We start from the raw sequence: 15,319 nt of genomic DNA on the forward strand, positions 1-15,319 counted from the left end.
TCAGGCTCCCGTGGCGGCGTGCGGCGTCTCAGGATCGCGTTCGCCCGGTTTCACCCGGAACCACGCGGCGTACAGCGCCGGCAGATAGAAGAGGGTCAGCACCGTGGCGCTCGTGATGCCGCCCATCAGCGCGGTCGCCATCGGCCCGAAGAAGTTCGAGCGCAACAGCGGGATCAACGCGAGCACGGCGGCGGCGGCCGTCAGCGTGATCGGCCGGAAGCGCCGCACGGTCGCGCCGATGATCGCGTCGAAGCGGCCGTGGCCGGCCGCGATGTCCTGCTCGATCTGGTCGACGAGGATCACCGAGTTGCGCATGATGATCCCGAACATCGCGATCACGCCGAGCATCGCGACGAAGCCGAACGGCTGGCCGAACAGCAGCAGCGTGCCGACCACGCCGATCAGGCCGAGCGGCGCGGTCAGCACGACCATCAGCACGCGCGAGAAGCTCTGCAGCTGGATCATCAGCAGCGTGAACACGGCGATCGCCATCAGCGGCATCTGCGCGTTGATCGACTTCTGCGCCTTCGCGCTTTCTTCCACCGAGCCGCCGATCTCGACCCGGTAGCCGACCGGCAGCTGCTTGCGCAGCGTGGCGAGGGAGGCGTCGATCGCGTGGGTCACGTCGATGCCCTGCGCGCCGGCGCGCACGTCGGACTGCACGGTGATGGTCGGCTGGCGGTCGCGCTCCCAGATCACGCCGTATTCGAGATCAGTGTGGAAGCGGCCCAGCGAGCCGAGCGGCACGGCACCGTGCGGGGTCGGCATCGCGAGCGTCGCGACGCGCGCCGGGTCGACGCGGTCCGCCTGCTTCGCGCGCAGGTCGACCGCGATCAGCTTGTCGCGCTCGCGGTACTGGGTGACGGTCGTGCCCGACAGCGTCATCGCGAGGAAATTCGCGACATCCTGCGAGGTCACGTCCAGCTCGCGCGCCTTCTGCTGATCGAGATCGAAGCGCACCGACCGTTCGGCCGGCTCGTCCCAGTCGAACTGCACGTTGACGGTACGCGCATCGCCGCGCATCGTCGCCGCGACCTGTTCCGCGATCGAACGGACCGTCGCGATGCTGTCGCCGCTCACGCGGAACTGCACCGGATAGCCGACGGGCGGCCCGTTCTCGAGCCGCGACAGCCGCCAGCGCACGGCCGGGAACTGGTTGCGCAGCGTCGTTTCGAGCCAGCGCGCGAGCTGTTCGCGGGCCTCGACGGATTTCGCGGTGATCACGAACTGCGCGAAGTTGGGCTGCGGCAATTGCTGGTCGAGCGGCAGGTAGAAGCGCGGCGCGCCGGTGCCGACGAAGTTCACGAGGTGATCGATCTCCGGGCGCTTGTCGAGCGTCTTTTCGAGCCGCTGCGTCTCGCGCAGCGTCGCGTGGAACGACGCGCCCTCGGGCAGCCGCAGGTCGACCAGCAGCTCGGGCCGGTCGGAGCTGGGGAAAAACTGCTGCGGCACGAGCGTGAAGCCCGCGAGCGCGATCACGAACAGCACGCCCGTGATGCCGAGCACGATGAAACGGCGCTCGATGCACCCGCTGACCCAGGTGCGCAGCCGGCCGTAGAAGCGGGTGTCGTAGATGTCGTGCTCGTGCTCCGGGCCGGCGGCGTGCGCGTCGCCGTGCGCGCGCTTGCGCTCGGGCAGCATGTGATAGCCGAGCAGCGGGATCAGCACGACCGCCGCGAACCACGATGCGATCAGCGCGATCGCCGACACCTCGAAGATCGAGCGCGTGTATTCGCCGGTGCTCGATTTCGCGAGCGCGATCGGCAGGAAGCCCGACACCGTGACGAGCGTGCCCGTCAGCATCGGAAACGCGGTGCTGGTATAGGCGAAGGCGGCGGCGCGCGCGCGGCTGTAGCCCTGTTCGAGCTTCACCGCCATCATCTCGACCGCGATGATGGCGTCGTCGACCAGGAGGCCGAGCGCGAGCACCAGCGTGCCGAGCGACACCTTGTGCAGGCCGATGTCGAACAGGTACATGAACAGCGCGGTGACGGCGAGCACCACCGGGATCGAGATCACGACCACCATCCCGGTGCGCAGGCCGAGCGAGATCAGGCTCACGACGAGCACGATCGCCACGGCCTCGGCCACCGCTTCGAGGAAGTCGTCGACCGAGTGCGCCACCGCATCGGGCATGCTCGACACCTCGTTCAGCTTGAGGCCGGCGGGCAGTTGCGCCTGCAAGGCCTTCACCTCGGCGTCGAGCGCCTTGCCGAGGCGGATCACGTCGCCGCCCGGCTGCATCGTGATGCCGATGCCGAGCACCGCGCGGCCGCGGCCGTCCGCGCCGATCGCGCGCATCTGCGTGACGGGCGGGTCGTCGTAGCCGCGCGTCACGGTCGCGAGATCGCCGAGGCGGACGGTGCGGCCGTTGATGCGGATCAGCAGGTCGGCGAGCGCCTCGACGCTGCGGAACTGGCCGCTCGGGCGGATGAACACGCGGTCGTCCGCGGTCGTGAGCACGCCGGGCGAGGCCACGTCGTTCTGCGCGTTGATCGCCTGGCCGAGCTGTTGCGGCGAGATGCCGAGCTGGGCGAGCCGGGTGTTGTCGGCCTCGATGAAGATGCGCTGGTCGGGGTCGCCGAAATAGTCGACCTTGGATACGCCCGGCACCCGCAGCAGCACCGTGCGCAGCTGGTCGGCGTAGTCGTGCAGCTGCGCGGGCGAGAAGCCGTCGCCTTCGAGCGTGTAGATGTTGGTGTAGACGTCGCCGAATTCGTCGTTGAAGAACGGCCCCTGGATGCCGGGCGGCAGGGTGTAGCCGATGTCGCCGACCTTCTTGCGGATCTGGTACCAGGTCTCGGGGACATTCTTGACGGGCGCGGAATCCTTCATCGTGAAGAACAGCAGCGACTCGCCGGGGCGCGAGTAGCTGCGCAGGTAGTCGATCCCCGGCGTTTCCTGCAGCTTGCGGCCGATGCGGTCGGTCACCTGTTCCTGCACCTGGCGCGCGGTCGCGCCGGGCCAGAAGGTGCGGATCACCATCACGCGGAACGTGAACGGCGGATCCTCGGATTGCGCGAGCCGGGTGTAGGCGAGGATCCCGGCGAGCGTCGCGAGCACGATCAGGTACACCACGAGCGCCTGGTGTCGCAGCGCCCACGCGGACAGGTTGAAGCGTGCTTCTTCGTGGCCGGCGCTCATGACGCTGCGTCCTCCTGATGGAGCGGCGCGACCGGACGGACCTTCTCGCCCTTGCTGACGGTATGCACGCCCTGCAGCACGACGCGCTCGCCCGCATGCAAGCCTTGCGACACGGTGATGGTGCGCTCGTTGTAGCGGCTGACCGCGACGCGGCGCAGCTCCAGCGTGTCGTCCGGGGTGCGCACGACCCATACCGCGGGCGCCTGGCCGTCGTGGAACAGCGCGGTCGCGGGCAGTGTGTAGGCCGCGCCGTCCGCGTCGACGCTGGCGGCGGCGCCGTCGAACGCGACGTCGGCCGTCATGCCGAGCCGCACCGCGTCGTCGGGTTGCGCGAGCGTGAGCCGGACCCGGTAGGTGCGGCTCTGCGGATCGGCCGCGGGCGCGATCTCGCGCACCTGCGCGGCGAACTGGCGGCCCGGCAGCGCCGGCAGCGTGACGCGCGCCGGATGGCCGGCGCGCAGGCGCGCGAGCGTGCTTTCCGGCACGTCGCTGACGACGTCGACGTCGCCCGACCAGGCGAGCTGGTAGACCGGCTGCCCGGCCGACACGTTCTGGCCCGTGTCGGCCTGCTCGGCGGTGATGTAGCCGGCATGGTCGGCGACGAGCGTCGCGTATTGCAGCTGGTTCTTCGCGAGCGCGAGCTGCTGCGCGGCCTGGTCGCGCTGCGCGAGCGCCGAGGCGTAGGCGTTCTCGGTCTGTTCGAGCTGCGCGGCGGCGATCAGGTTTTCATGGGCCTGCGCGCGGTCGCGGTCGAGCTGCTGTTTCGCGAAGGTCAGGCTGTGCGAGGCGGCGTCGAGCTGCGCCTGCGCGCTCGCGGCGTTCTTCGCGACGTCGGAGGTGTCGAGCAGGGCGATGACCTGGCCTTTTTTCACGGTGTCGCCGAGGCGCACCTTGCGCTCGACGATCTTGCCGGCGATCCGGAACGACAGCGGCGTGGCGTAGCGCGGCTGGATTTCGCCGGGCAGCGACGCGGCGACGGCCGCGCCGTCGGCCTGCACGGGTTGCGCGACGACGGGGCGGGGCGCCGGAGGCGGTGTTTCTTTCGGATGACAGGCGGCAAGGACGAATACAGCGCCGACAGCAAGGACCAGCGCGGCGCGAGAACCGGGACGATTCACGATGACTCCACGAGGAGAGAAGCGGACACACCGGCAAGCAGGTCGCGCTTGCCCAGACGGAACGCGGACGCCGGCGGCACACCAGCACCCGTTGTTTTCGAAAACTCGCCTGCATTCTAATACAGTGTTGTATCTGAGTGTATAGATGAATCTGAAATGTAAAAGATGCTAGACTGCGCGCCATGAGACCAAAGCGTTTGACACGGGAGCAGAGCAAGGACCAGACGCGCGAGCGTCTGCTGAAGGCTGCGCGCGTGATGTTCATGAAGAAGGGCTACATGGCGGCGAGTGTCGAGGACATCGCCGCCACGGCAGGGTACACGCGGGGCGCGTTCTATTCGAATTTCGGCGGCAAGGCGGAACTGCTGCTGGAGTTGCTGACGCGCGACCACGACGCGGTGCAGGTCGAGCTGCAGGAGATCTTCGACGGCGGCGGCGCGCGCGAGCAGATGGAAGAGACCGTGCTGCGCTACTACAGCCAGCGCTTTCTCAACGACGAGGACTTCCTGCTGTGGACGGAGGCGAAGCTGCTCGCCGCGCGCGACGCGAAATTCCGCCTGCGCTTCAATGCGTTCATGCAGGACAAGTGCCGGCGCATGGCCGACTACATCACGCGCTTCGCGCAGCGCTCGGGCGCGCCGCTGCCCTTGTCGGCCGAGGTGCTGGCGTTCGGGCTGATGAGCCTGTGCGACGGCGTGCAGTTCTACTACACGGCCGATCCCAAGCTGATGACGAACGAGCTGGCGGAAAACGTGCTGGCGGGCTTCTTCGCGCGCGTCGTGCTCGGCCGCGCGCCGGGCTGAGCGGGCCGTCGCCGCGTCGCGCCGGCCGTCAATAGACGCTCGGCTCGCCTGCCGGACGGTGCTTGAAGCGCCGGTGCACCCAGTAGTACTGCTCGGGAAATCGAAGGATCTGCTCTTCGAGGAAGGCATTCATCCTGCGCGCGTCGAGCGATTCGCAGTGGGTCGGATAGTGGTCGAGCGGCTCGAAGATCGTCAGCCGGTAGCCGCGGAATTCCGGCAGCACTTCGGTCACGAACGGCACGACCCGCGCGCCGCTCAGCTTTGCCAGCCGCGACACCGACGTCAAGGTGCAGGCCTGCACGCCGAACAGCGGGGCGAATACCGAACCCGTCGTGCCGTGGTCCATGTCCGCGGCGAGCATCACCGGGGTGCCCGAGCGCAGCAGCTTGACGAGATGTTTCGCGCTCGCGCTGCGTTCGATCATCCTGGCGCCGAAGCGTCCGCGCTGACGTTTGGCAAGATCGCACAGGCGGCTGTTCGACATGCGCGTATAGAGCGCCGCGACGGGCAGCGACGACGAATAGAGCATGCAGCCCACTTCGATGCCGACGAAGTGGAAGCCCATGAAGATCGTCGGCGGCGCATCCGGGTCGTGCAGGTCGATGCGGCTGTCCATCTCGACGAGGCGATTGATCGACTGCGCGCTGCCGAACCACTGGAAGCCGCGCTCCAGGTAGCTGCGCACGACGTGTTCGAAATGGGCGCGCGCGAGCACCTCGCGCTCCGCGTCGGTCTTCAACGGAAAGCAGAGCCGCAGGTTGACGTGGACCACGTGCCTGCGGCGGCTCGGTATGCGGTAGAGCGCCGCGCCGATGCGGCTGCCGGCTCTCGCGACCAGCGCGTAGGGAAGGATGGACAGGAATCGCAGCAGGCAGAGCAGCAGCCAATACCCGAGAGCGTTCATGTGATGGACTTCCGTCTGGTGACTGCCCGGCGCCGCTCGAGTCGAGTGATGGAGTACGGGAAAATCGGGTTGGGTGGGCTGTGCAGGCGGGTCGTTTGCGATCCGCCGTCCGTCCGGGGAGCGTGGGCCGTCCCGCTTCACGCGTTCCCTCGGTGTTCCTGTTTCGTTTCGGGAAAGCGAAGGGCCCGCAGAATGGGATTGCCGCACGGTAGTCGAAGTCGTCGCCCAAGCCCCCATGCCTGGCCGCCTGCTATTTCGTATTACGTATGACGGGAACAACGACTTCGGTGAAACCTGCCGGGCCCGTGCGGCGTCGTCCGTCGGACACGTCGAGCGGCTGCCCGTGAAAGGGCGCCGCCCGATCGGGGCGCGCGTTTGCGGGAGCTCGCTCCGGCGCTCGCGCGGCGCAGGGCGTCGCCTGAACGTCCTGCTTCGCGACGACAACGCGCTCGACGATCGCCCAGAGAACTTTCCTGCAGCAGGCGACTGACATCGCACGCCGATGCTCCAGCCGCCCGGCGTTCGAATCGGACGGGCCGCAACTGCACGCGAGCATCGCCGCTGCGCCGCGCGATCTCGGGAAAACCCTCGTCCGAGGCGCCTTCCATCCGGCGTGCATCGGGGCTTGATACGACGTCCGCTCCGACGAGTGACGCGATCATAGCGGTGAACGCGCCATTGGTGTTGATGATTTCGAATAGTTCACATTTGCCAAGGCATCTCGTCCCGCGCAGCGACGGGATGCCCGGCGTCGAGCGTCGCCCGGTGCGCGGGCGCGCGCCCGCCCCGTTGAGCCCGCCGACGCAGCCGCATTCCATCGACGCGGTGCGCGATGACGCGGTGCTCGACGCCCGCAGGCGGGCGCGTCATTGCTCGCCGTTGATGCGCCGATAGGCGTCGAGCAGCGAGGTCTTGTAGACGACGCCCGCGAGCGTCGGCGCCGCGGCGCTCTCGACCACGGGCAGGCGTTCGCCCTGGAACGCCATGAAATGCTCGAGCGCGACGCCGAGCGGCATGTCGGGTGTGAGCAGCGGGAACGGCGTGTGCGCGTAGTGCGCCGCGGTCTTGTCGGTCGTGTCGCGCTTGTCGAGCAGGTCCGAGGTGATGTCCTTGAGCGCGACCGCGCCGCGGAAGCGGCCGGCCTCGTCGGTCACGTACAGATACTTGACCGGGTATTCGAGGAAGATCCGCGTCATGTCGGCGACGCTCGCGGTGAGCGGCACGACGGTCGCCGCCGGCTGGATCAGCTCGCGCATCTGGGTGGTCTTCAGGCGCGCGCGCTGCTGCTCGTCGTCGTGGCGGCGCAGCGTCAGCTCGTACATCGACGCACGGCCGAGCGCGCGCGCAGCGAAATGGGCGACCACGCACGACACCATCAACGGCAGCATCACCTGATAGCTGAGCGTCATCTCGAAGATCATCAGGATCGCCATCAGCGGCGCCTGGGTCGCGCCGGCCAGGAATGCGCCCATGCCCACCATCGCGTACGCGTAGGCGGCCGACGTATGGCCGGGCAGCAGCGCGTGCATCGCGATCCCGAACAGCGAGCCGAACACCGCGCCGACGAACAGGGTCGGCGTGAAGATCCCGCCCACCGCGCCGGAGCCGGCGGTCGCGGCGGTCGCGATCAGCTTGAACAGCAGCACCGCGACGAGCGCCTGCCAGGTCCACGGCGCGTGCAGGATCGCGTTGACGACGCTGTAGCCGTTGCCCCATACGGCGGGCACCCAGATCGAGATCACCCCGACCACGAGGCCGCCGAGCGCGAGCCGCACCGGCAGCGGCACGGGCAGCCGCGCGAACGCGGCCTTCGAGCCGTCGAGCAGGCGCAGGAACTGCGGCGCGGCCGCGCCGCACAGCAGGCCGAGCGCGACGAACAGCAGCACTTCCGGCCCGGTCACGGCCGGGAACACCGGCATCTCGTACGGCGGCTTGTAGCCGGAGAACTCGCGCATCGTGATGTTGGCGACCACCGACGCCACCACCACCGGCCCGAAACTCTGCATCGCGATCGAGCCGAGCACGATTTCGCAGACGAAGAACGCGCCGGCGATCGGCGCATTGTACGCGGAGGTGATGCCGGCCGCGGCGCCGCACGCGACGAGCAGGCGCAGGCGCGGCGGATCGAAGTGGGCGAAGCGCCCGACGAGCGATGCGGCCAGCGCGGCGAGCTGCACCATCGGCCCTTCGCGGCCGATCGAGCCGCCGCTGCCGATCGTCAGCAGCGAGGACAGGCTGCGCCACAGGCTCTGCCGGACCGGCACGACGCCGTCGCCGAGCGCGACCGCCTCCATGTAGTCGGTGTTGCCGTTCTTCTGGGCGCCGCGTTTCGCGATCAGCAGTACGCAGCCGGCCAGGAAGCCGCCGGCGGCGGGCAGCCAGAAGCGGATGTGCCACGGCAGGCGCTTCGCCATCGCGACGAAGCTGCCGCTCGACCCGGACAGCGCGTACTGGATCAGCTCGATGCCCTGGCGGAACGCGATCGTCGCGAAGGCGCCGCCGATCCCGACGATCACCGACCAGACCAGCATCGTGTGGGCGTCGGACAGGCGGAACAGGGTGTGCGCGCGGGTGCGCAGCTTCAGCAGGAATGACAGCACGGCGGAGCAGGGCAGGCGAATGAGATCGAGCGGAAGAATAGCATCGCGCCGCGCGCGCCGGAGAGACCTGGCGGGCGCGGCGCGATGCGCGGTGGACGGACGTTCAGCCAAGCCAGCGCTGGACCGCCCAGGTGATCGCGTAACCGCCCGCGATCAGCCAGGCATACAGGATCAGGCCGGTGGTGAGCGCGCGCGGGCCGGCCGCGCGGATCTGCGCCATGCGGGTGTCGATGCCGAGCGCGGTCATGGCCATGGTCAGCGCGAAGGTGTCGAGCGCGTTCAGCGTGTGGACCGTCGACTGCGGCAGCACGTTCAGCGAATTGACGACGACCAGCGCGAGGAAGCCGAGCGCGAACCAGGGCACCGCGACCTTGCGCTTGCCGTGGCCGGGGCGCGCGGAGCGCGCGAGCCAGGCGCCGAGGATCAGCAGCACCGGCACCAGCAGCATCACGCGCGTCATCTTCACGATGGTCGCGACATGCGTGACCTGCGGGCTGATGTCGCTCGCCGCGCCGACCACCTGGGCGACCTCGTGGATCGTGCCGCCGAAGAACAGACCGAGGCCGGTCGCGTCGAGCCCGCCGAGCAGGCCGGCGTGGTAGGCGAGCGGGTACAGGAACATCGACAGCGTGCCGAACAGCACGACGCTGCCCACGGCCATCGCGCTCTGGTGCGGCTTGGACTGCAGCGTCGACTCGAATGCGAGCACGGCCGCCGCGCCGCAGATCGCGCTGCCGGCGGCGGTGAGGAGGGCGGTGTCGCGATCGAGCTTCATGAGCTTGACGCCGGCCCAGGTGCCGAGCGCGAGCGTGCTGGTCACGACCAGCACCGAGACCGTGAGGCCCGGCAGGCCGACCTGCGCGATTTCCTGCAGGCTCACGCGCAGCCCGAAGAACGCGACCGCGATGCGCAGCAGCTTGCGCGCGGAAAAATTGACGCCCGCCGCCCAGCTGGCGGGCAGCCCGTCGCGCAGCGCGTTGCCGTACAGCGCGCCCGCGACGATGCCGACGATCAGCGGGCTCAGCCCGAGGCCGGCGATCGCGGGCAGCTCGGCGACGCGCGTCACGGCGGCCGCGAACAGCGCGACGAACAGCACGCCGTTCAATTGACCGCGCATCGTGATGGCGGGGGAGGCGGTGCTCAGGTGCGGGGTGGGCGCGGTGGACATGGCTTGGGGTCGGGGCGAACGATAGCGCTAATGCTAGTTTAGATATATCGATATGAAAAATTGTGATTTGCGACATAAACTATCGGGAAATCTGATATTTTCGAATCATGACCCCCGATCAACTGATAACGTTCGCCGCCGTGGCCGACCATCGCAACATCAGCCGCGCCGCCCAGGCGCTGCATTTGTCGCAGCCCGCGGTGTCGGGGCAGTTGCGCCAGCTCCAGGACGAATTCGGCGAGCCGCTGTACCAGCGCGACGGGCGCGGCGTGCGGCTCACGCCGGTCGGCGAGCAGCTTGCCTGCTACGCGTCGCAGCTGCGCGACACCTTCGCGCAGGCGCGCACCTATCGCGACGCGGTGCGCGGCCTGGAGCACGGCACGCTGCGGATCGGCGCGAGCACGACGCCCGCGAGCTATGTGCTGCCTTACCTGATCGCGGCGTTCCAGCCGCTTGCGCCGGGCGTCGCGATCCGCACGATGAGCGGCAACACGGCGGAGGTGGTGAGCGCGCTGGCGTCGCTCGACATCGCGCTGATCGAGGGGCCGCCGGGCGCCGCGCTGCCGCCGGGCACCGGGACGCATGCGTGGCGCGAGGACGAGATCGTCGCGATCGCGCCGGCACGGCATCCGCTCGCGCAGCGTGGCGCGGGCGGGCGCGCCCGCGCCACGCTTGCGGAGCTGGGCGCGCAGCCGCTGGTGCTGCGCGAGGCGGGGTCGGGCGTGCGGCAGCTGGTCGAGCGCGCATTCGCGCGCGCGGCCGCGCCGATGCGCGTCGCGCTCGAGATCGCGGGCGTCGAGGCGGTCAAGGAAGCGGTGCGCGCGGGCATGGGAATCGGCTTCGTGTCGGCGATGTCGCTCACGCATGACGACGCGGCGCTCGTCGCGCTGTCGTTCGATCCCGAGCCGCTGGTTCGCCGCTTCTCGATCCTTGTGCCGCACGACACCGTGCCGTCGCGCGCGGCGGCGCGTTTCCTCGATCTGTGCCTGCACGGCGCGGCGACGCCCGGCGATGCAACGGCGCTCGACATCGCGATGCCCCCCGAAGCGTCCGTTCCCGATTCGCCCACAGCCTAGAGGCCGTTTTCGCGGCATCCCGATCGAAAATCGATTCCGAGGGGAGGCCTGAAATCGCCGCCGATGGCGGCGCTTTCCCGAGGGGATTTCCGCCGGGGCGTTCGGCGCGGCCCGCGCCTTGCCCACGCTCCGCAGGAAGTCTCCCGGGGAGGCGCGCGATTCCGGGCGTTCGCCTGCGCGTTCCATACACCGAAAACCCTAGGGATTTCCTCTATGGCCCGGGTCCGGCGACGGGCGCACCATTCCGTTCAAATTAATGGAACCGGTTCCATTCGAACCGAGGCAGAAACATGAACAAGGCAGAGATCGTCATCGTCGCGAGTGCATTTGGTCCCGAGGCCGTTCGCCGGGACGGGCACCATGCATTCGTGGCCGAGGCGGCGCGGGCAGGCGCGGCGGGTTTCGAGGTGCGGCGCGAACTGTTCGCGTCCGGGCAGGACACGCTGGCGCGCGCGCTGGCCGAACTGGGCGCGGCGATTGCCGCGGCCGGGCTGTGGTCGGTGTACTCGACCCCCGACACGCTGTACACCGACGCCGGCGCGCTGAACCGCGAGGGCTTCGTGACGGCGCTCGCCGAAGCGGACGCGCTCGGCGCGCGCTACGTGAAATTCCAGCTGGGCGGCTACGCGAGCGACCCGTCCGCGCGCGAGATCGCGGCGCTGGCCGCGCCGGCGCGCGCGCGGATCCTGGTCGAGAACGGCCAGCTGCCGCAAGGCGGCGCGCTCGCGCAGTTCGCGACGCTGTTCGCCGCCTTGCGCGCGGCGGGCGCGCCCGACCTGCTCGGCATGACGTTCGACATCGGCAACTGGCAGTGGCCCGGCGAAGCGCCGCTCGCGGCGGCGGACACGCTCGCCGCGCACGTCGAGTACATTCATTGCAAGGCCGTGACGGGCGAGGGCGCGCGCCGCTTCGCCGTGGCGCCCGCCGCCGACGATCCGCTGTTCGGGCCGGTGCTCGCGCGCCTGCCGGCCGATGTGCCGCGCGGCATCGAATTCCCGCTCGACGCGGCGGACCTCGCCGCCGATGCGCGCCGCCGGGTCGCGTGGCTCGAGGCCGCCTGACGCATCTCGCCACGCCGGGCGCGAGGCGCGCCGGCAGGATGAAGGAACCCCAAGCATGAACAGCAAGCAACTCGACGTCGTCACCTACGGCGAAGCCATGGCGATGTTCGTCGCCGCCGAGACCGGCCCGCTCGCCGAGGTCGGCCGGTTTACGAAGCGCGCGGCCGGCGCGGACCTGAACGTCGCGATCGGTCTCGCGCGCCTCGGCTTCAAGGTCGGCTGGATGAGCCGCGTGGGCCGCGACTCGTTCGGCCGCTTCGTGCTCGACACGCTCGCGCGCGAGGGCATCGACGCCTCGTGCGTGACGCTCGATGCGCGCTATCCGACCGGTTTCCAGCTGAAGTCGCGCTGCGACGACGGCAGCGATCCGGTCGTCGAATATTTCCGCGCGGGCTCGGCCGCGAGCCACCTGTCGCTGGCCGACTACGTGCCGGACTACGTGCTCGGCGCGCGCCACCTGCACTTGACGGGCGTCGCGCCCGCGATCTCGGCCTCGTCGTGCGAACTGGCGTTCCAACTGGCGCGCGAGATGCACGCGGCGGGCCGCTCGATCTCGTTCGACCCGAACCTGCGGCCCTCGCTGTGGCCCTCGACCGACGTGATGACGCGCACGCTCAACGCGCTCGCGGCGCTGGCCGATTGGGTGTTGCCGGGTCTCGCCGAAGGCCGCCAGCTGACCGGCCGCGACACGCCGGCCGAGATCGCGCGCTTCTATCTCGACCAGGGCGCGCGCGGCGTCGTGATCAAGCTCGGGCCGGCGGGCGCGTACTATCAGACCGCGACGGGCGAAAGCGGCGCCGTGGCGGCGGAACGCGTCGAGAATGTGGTCGACACGGTCGGCGCGGGCGACGGTTTCGCGGTGGGCGTCGTGAGCGCGCTGCTCGAAGGGAAGGGCGTGGCCGACGCGGTGGCGCGCGGCAACGGGATCGGCGCGCTGGCGATCCAGGTGATCGGCGATTCCGAAGGCCTGCCGACCCGCATCGAACTCGATCGCCTCGAAAAACGCAGCAATCGGCCGCATCGGCTAGAGGATTCGCTCACCCGATAAGACGCAGGCGCGCGCCGCGGGAAAGGCACAATCGCGGCGCGCATCCAGCGCCATTCGCACCAGGAGACAACCCATCATGCCCGCAACGCTTGCGCTTCGCCGTTGGTGGACGATCATGCCGATCGTCTTCATCACCTACAGTCTCGCCTACCTCGACCGCGCCAACTACGGATTCGCGGCGGCGGCCGGGATCAACCAGGACCTCGGCATCAGCAAGGGCCTGTCGTCGCTGATCGGCGCGCTGTTCTTCCTGGGTTATTTCTTCTTCCAGATTCCCGGCGCGATCTACGCCGAGCGGCGCAGCGTGAAGAAGCTGGTGTTCTGGAGCCTGATCCTGTGGGGCGCGTGCGCCGCGCTCACCGGCATCGTCAGCGACATCCCGTCGCTGATGGCGATCCGCTTCCTGCTCGGCGTCGTCGAGGCCGCCGTGATGCCCGCGATGCTGATCTTCATCAGCAACTGGTTCACGAAAGGCGAGCGCTCGCGCGCGAACACCTTCCTGATCCTCGGCAATCCGGTCACGGTGCTGTGGATGTCGGTCGTGTCGGGCTACCTCGTGCATGAGTTCGGCTGGCGCCACATGTTCATCGCGGAGGGCGTGCCGGCGATCCTGTGGGCCGTGTGCTGGTGGCTGCTGGTGCAGGACAAGCCCGCGCAGGCGCGCTGGCTCACCGACCAGGAAAAGCGCGATCTCGCCGCCGCGCTCGCCGCGGAGCAGGCCGCGATCAAGCCGATGCGCAACTATGGCGAGGCGTTCCGCTCGCCCGCCGTGATCAAGTTGTGCGCGCAATATTTCTTCTGGAGCATCGGCGTGTACGGCTTCGTGCTGTGGCTGCCGTCGATCGTGAAGAACGGTTCGTCGCTCGGCATGGTCGAGACCGGCTGGCTGTCCGCGCTGCCCTATCTGGCCGCCACGATCGCGATGCTGTTCGCGTCCTGGGCCTCCGACAAGGTCGGCTCGCGCAAGGCCTTCGTGTGGCCGTTCCTGCTGATCGGCGCGGCCGCGTTCGCGGCGTCGTTCGCGCTCGGCTCGACGCATTTCTGGATCTCGTATGCGCTGCTGGTGGTCGCGGGCGCCGCGATGTACGCGCCGTACGGCCCGTTCTTCGCGATCGTGCCGGAGCTGCTGCCGCGCAATGTCGCGGGCGGCGCGATGGCCCTCATCAACAGCATGGGCGCGCTCGGTTCGTTCTTCGGCTCGTACTTCGTCGGCTACCTGAACGGCGCGACCGGCTCGCCCGTGGCCTCCTATGCGTTCATGAGCGCCGCGCTGATCGCGGCCGTCGTGCTGACGCTCGCCGTCAAGCCGCAGCCGGATGCGACCGCGCCGCTCGCCCATCCGTTGCAAGGAAAATGATTCGATGAAACCCCGTATCGTCGCCTACAAGCCGTTGCCCGACGACGTCCTCGCGTATCTGCGCGAACACGCCGACGTGACCTGCGTGGACGACGTCGACGCGCTCGCCGCCGCGCTGCCCGACGCCGACGGCGCGCTCGGCGCGAGCCTCCGGATCACGCCGGCGCTGCTCGATCGCGCGCCGCGCCTGAAGGCGTGGTCGACCATCTCGGTCGGCTACGACAACTTCGACGTCGCGGACCTCACGCGGCGCGGCATCGTGCTCGCGCACACGCCGGACGTGCTGACCGAATCGACCGCCGACACCGTGTTCGCGCTGATCCTCGCGAGCGCGCGGCGGGTCGTGGAACTCGCGAACTTCGTGAAGGCGGGGCAGTGGCGGCACAGCATCGACGAGCAGTACTACGGCACCGACGTGCAGGGCAAGACGCTCGGCATCATCGGGCTCGGCCGGATCGGCGCCGCGGTCGCGCGGCGCGGGGCGCTCGGCTTCCGGATGCCGGTGCTGTACACGAACCGCAGCCCGAATCCACAGGCCGAGGCCGACTACGGCGCGCGTCGCGTGCCGCTCGACACGCTGCTCGAACAGGCCGATTTCGTCTGCGTGCAGGTGCCGCTGTCGGAGGAGACGCGCCACCTGATCGGCACGCCCCAGCTTGCACGAATGAAAGCCGGCGCGATCCTGATCAACGCATCGCGCGGCCCGGTGGTCGACGAGGCCGCGCTGATCGACGCGCTGCGCGCGGGCGCGATCCGCGGCGCCGGGCTCGACGTGTTCGAGCGCGAGCCGCTCGCCGTCGATTCGCCGCTGCTGTCGATGCCGCAGGTGGTCGCGCTGCCGCACATCGGCTCCGCGACCCGCGAGACCCGTCATGCGATGGCGCGCTGCGCGGCGGAAAACCTCGTGGCGGCGCTCGCCGGCACGCTGCGGAGTAATATCGTCAACCGCGAGGCGTTGCGACCGGAGCAACGCGACGCGTGATCGTTTCGGGCGGATGTGGCCGGTTGGCGGCGATCGTCGCCTGACAAGCACGAATACT

Annotated in this window: 10 protein-coding genes and 1 pseudogene; 6 read left to right on the top strand and 5 right to left on the bottom strand. The window is 69.3% G+C overall.

The window, feature by feature from the left end; all coding sequences use genetic code 11:
- Together AC1RQF_RS07670 and AC1RQF_RS07675 are read right to left on the bottom strand one after the other, a co-directional pair.
- Positions 1-3,144, bottom strand: a complete 3,144-nt coding sequence (locus AC1RQF_RS07670) for an efflux RND transporter permease subunit (protein ID WP_492871681.1) — start codon at positions 3,142-3,144, stop codon at positions 1-3.
- Positions 3,141-4,262 (bottom strand): efflux RND transporter periplasmic adaptor subunit, encoded by a 1,122-nt coding sequence (locus tag AC1RQF_RS07675; RefSeq protein ID WP_274003033.1) that lies wholly within the window; start codon positions 4,260-4,262, stop codon positions 3,141-3,143. Before AC1RQF_RS07675 ends, AC1RQF_RS07670 begins: the two co-directional genes overlap by 4 nt.
- A 182-nt stretch (positions 4,263-4,444) precedes the next feature.
- Here AC1RQF_RS07675 and AC1RQF_RS07680 point away from each other — a divergent pair, with 182 nt between their 5' ends.
- On the top strand, positions 4,445-5,065 hold the full coding sequence (locus AC1RQF_RS07680; RefSeq protein ID WP_274003035.1) for a TetR/AcrR family transcriptional regulator: 621 nt from the start codon (positions 4,445-4,447) through the stop codon (positions 5,063-5,065).
- A gap of 28 nt (positions 5,066-5,093) precedes the next feature.
- Here the strand turns inward: AC1RQF_RS07680 and AC1RQF_RS07685 are convergent, their stop codons facing one another.
- The 3 genes from AC1RQF_RS07685 to AC1RQF_RS07695 all read right to left on the bottom strand — a co-directional run bounded on the left by AC1RQF_RS07685 (position 5,094) and on the right by AC1RQF_RS07695 (position 9,737).
- Positions 5,094-6,206: a lipid A biosynthesis lauroyl acyltransferase gene (locus tag AC1RQF_RS07685; protein WP_492871717.1), complete on the bottom strand. Its 1,113-nt coding sequence runs from the start codon at positions 6,204-6,206 to the stop codon at positions 5,094-5,096.
- 629 nt (positions 6,207-6,835) lie between these two features.
- Positions 6,836-8,569, bottom strand: a complete 1,734-nt coding sequence (locus AC1RQF_RS07690) for a ClcB-like voltage-gated chloride channel protein (protein ID WP_492871682.1) — start codon at positions 8,567-8,569, stop codon at positions 6,836-6,838.
- 103 nt (positions 8,570-8,672) lie between these two features.
- Entirely contained in the window at positions 8,673-9,737 is a 1,065-nt protein-coding gene (locus AC1RQF_RS07695) for a YeiH family protein (protein WP_492871683.1), read from the bottom strand.
- Positions 9,738-9,844: 107 nt separating this feature from the next.
- Here AC1RQF_RS07695 and AC1RQF_RS07700 point away from each other — a divergent pair.
- From AC1RQF_RS07700 to AC1RQF_RS07720, 5 genes and pseudogenes are all read left to right on the top strand, one after another.
- Positions 9,845-10,726: pseudogene (locus AC1RQF_RS07700) on the top strand (LysR family transcriptional regulator); the annotation flags it as partial.
- A 377-nt stretch (positions 10,727-11,103) separates the two neighbouring features.
- Positions 11,104-11,874 (top strand): TIM barrel protein, encoded by a 771-nt coding sequence (locus AC1RQF_RS07705; protein ID WP_274003043.1) that lies wholly within the window; start codon positions 11,104-11,106, stop codon positions 11,872-11,874.
- A gap of 55 nt (positions 11,875-11,929) precedes the next feature.
- The gene (locus AC1RQF_RS07710; RefSeq protein WP_274003045.1) at positions 11,930-12,922 is read left to right on the top strand and encodes a sugar kinase; all 993 of its coding nucleotides are present in this window, start codon (positions 11,930-11,932) and stop codon (positions 12,920-12,922) included.
- 76 nt (positions 12,923-12,998) lie between these two features.
- Entirely contained in the window at positions 12,999-14,279 is a 1,281-nt protein-coding gene (locus AC1RQF_RS07715; protein ID WP_274003046.1) for an MFS transporter, read from the top strand.
- Positions 14,280-14,283: 4 nt separating this feature from the next.
- Complete coding sequence (locus AC1RQF_RS07720; protein WP_492871684.1) at positions 14,284-15,261, top strand: 2-hydroxyacid dehydrogenase; 978 nt, start codon at positions 14,284-14,286, stop codon at positions 15,259-15,261.
- Positions 15,262-15,319: the final 58 nt, after the last annotated feature.

It is taken from the genome of Burkholderia sp. GW821-FHT14F03, assembly GCF_058803765.1.

Bases quoted from the DNA above. Each gene is read 5' to 3' on its own strand.
- AC1RQF_RS07680 (WP_274003035.1), top strand. From the start codon at position 4,445: ATGAGACCAAAGCGTTTGACACGGGAGCAGAGCAAGGACCAGACGCGC.
- AC1RQF_RS07710 (WP_274003045.1), top strand. From the start codon at position 11,930: ATGAACAGCAAGCAACTCGACGTCGTCACCTACGGCGAAGCCATGGCG.
- AC1RQF_RS07720 (WP_492871684.1), top strand. From the start codon at position 14,284: ATGAAACCCCGTATCGTCGCCTACAAGCCGTTGCCCGACGACGTCCTC.
- AC1RQF_RS07715 (WP_274003046.1), top strand. From the start codon at position 12,999: ATGCCCGCAACGCTTGCGCTTCGCCGTTGGTGGACGATCATGCCGATC.
- AC1RQF_RS07695 (WP_492871683.1), bottom strand. From the start codon at position 9,737: ATGTCCACCGCGCCCACCCCGCACCTGAGCACCGCCTCCCCCGCCATC.
- AC1RQF_RS07685 (WP_492871717.1), bottom strand. From the start codon at position 6,206: ATGGGGGCTTGGGCGACGACTTCGACTACCGTGCGGCAATCCCATTCT.
- AC1RQF_RS07705 (WP_274003043.1), top strand. From the start codon at position 11,104: ATGAACAAGGCAGAGATCGTCATCGTCGCGAGTGCATTTGGTCCCGAG.
- AC1RQF_RS07670 (WP_492871681.1), bottom strand. From the start codon at position 3,144: ATGAGCGCCGGCCACGAAGAAGCACGCTTCAACCTGTCCGCGTGGGCG.